This window comes from Helicobacter brantae (assembly GCF_003364205.1).
Taxonomy (GTDB): Bacteria; Campylobacterota; Campylobacteria; order Campylobacterales; family Helicobacteraceae; genus Helicobacter_G; species Helicobacter_G brantae.
Genome location: NZ_NXLV01000029.1, coordinates 1 through 1,942, shown reverse-complemented (window position 1 = coordinate 1,942; position 1,942 = coordinate 1). Strand labels below are relative to the sequence as shown.

The following is a 1,942-nucleotide window of genomic DNA, read 5'->3' as shown; positions in this document are numbered from 1 at the left end:
ATTACTATCAAAGGCTTTATTATCTGAAGTAGAAGTAGAGAGTGCATAAGAGAGAGCTACTCCTAGATAGTTATTTGCTCCCTCAAACCCAAAGGCATAGTCATATCCTGCTTGAATAGTAGTGTAATTGCTCTTACTTCCTAATCCAAAGTCATTACTTAAAGCCCCATTAAACACTCTAGCCCATACTCCTTGACTATGATTATTCTCACGCAATTCTCCCATTCTTTTATTCAAAGAGTTGAGATTTGCCATATACAAATCATAATTGAGAGTGAAGGCTGTGGCTGTGATTTCTTGCTCGGCTGCGATGACTTCAAGATTGTCAATTTTTTGAATATAGTAGCTCATATAATCACTACCACTCTCTCCATTTGCATTTGTGAGATCGCTTGTAAGCTCTGCAATTCCATGTGTAAACCCCTCAATAACATTGACAGATTTTTCGAATGTGATTCCAGAATCTGCAATTACACTAACCAATCTTACAGGAGCATCAGCACCGACTTCTGCCATCTTTGTATTATCATCAAGCACAACACCAAGATGATAAGTCCCTTTTTTGCTTCCTGTTACAGCATTGATGACAAAAGTATCAGCTTCTGTGGCTGTGGCTTGAGAAATGAAAGTGAGTGAACCGCTCCCAGATGTGTCTAGTGTGCCGATAGTTAGAGATCTGCGTTGATTTCTTGGAGTTCTTCCTCCTTTGCTCTCTGCATCTGTAAGAGAAAGTTTATAATCGCCAGTTTCAAAACTTACTTTGCTTATATCGTTTGTATTTCCTTTGATAACCAAAGTTCCTTGAGTCGAGCTTGCTGTGGCATCTCCTGAGAAGTTGATGTTTGTGGTGGAGTTTGTTGCTCCTGTGATTACAGCTCCATTGATGACAGCATAAGCACCATTTTTGACATTGATATTTGTAGTAGTTCCAGCACTAGCTCCATTTGTGCTAACTCCTCCAGCAATAGTTCCGTCTTGATTGAAGTTGATTGTTGTAGTTCCATCTGTGGTAGTGATAGCTTGAGTAGTTGCAGAACCACCAGTAGGATTGTTTTTCCAATTAAGTGTAGCACCACCATCTGAAGTGTTTGCAAAATTGATAATGTTGTTTCCAGCACTAAATGTCAACCCATTATTATCACCAGCTGCTGCAACACTATATTGCAATGTAGCATTTTTAGCATTGATATTGAAAACTTGCCCTTTGTCTGTTGCTGTTGCATTGTTTGTCAAAGCTCCTGTGATAGTGGCAACAAACTCTGTTGTAGTAGTATCAGCAGCATCAGAGCCAAGATTAAATGTTGTTATTCCAGTAGTTGCTGTGGTAATGCTTGTTGCATTCAATTTCCCTGCAGTTTTATTGAAGTTGAAATTTGCAATATTGTTGTTTGTAAGACCACTACTATCGCCAAATGTTAGAGTAGTGCTTGTAGTTCCATTGAGATTGAAAGTGATACCATCATTTGCTCCTACGCTGATGGCACTAGCAAACGAAGTTGTTCCTGCATCGTTATTGAGGGTAATGATGTTACCCGTAGAGCCAGAAGTAAAAGTAATACCAGATAGCGTATTGTTAGCTCCACCAAGAGTGAGAGTTTTTGCATCACTTCCACTTGCAAAGCTAATGTTTGTAGTTCCATTGGTGGCATCGGTAGTAACATTTCCATTAATTGTTCCGCTCTTGTTGTTTGCAATTGCAATTGTTGTAGTAGCACTAGCTCCATTTGTGCTAACTCCTCCTGCAATAGTTCCACTATTGTTGAAGTTGATATTTGTAGTTCCTCCTGTGGTAGTGATAGCTTGAGTAGTTGCAGAATCACCATTGGGATTGTTTTTCCAATTAAGTGTAGCACCACCATCTGAAGTGTTTGCAAAATTGATAATGTTGTTTCCAGCATTAAATGTCAACCCATTATTATCTCCATCTACCGCAGCACTATAT

1 protein-coding gene is annotated in these 1,942 nt (G+C 39.2%); it reads right to left on the bottom strand.

Features of this window, described 5'->3' with window-relative positions; all coding sequences use genetic code 11:
• Positions 1-1,942 (bottom strand): beta strand repeat-containing protein (locus CQA58_RS08105; protein ID WP_115570200.1); only part of this gene is annotated, 1,942 nt, incomplete at both ends.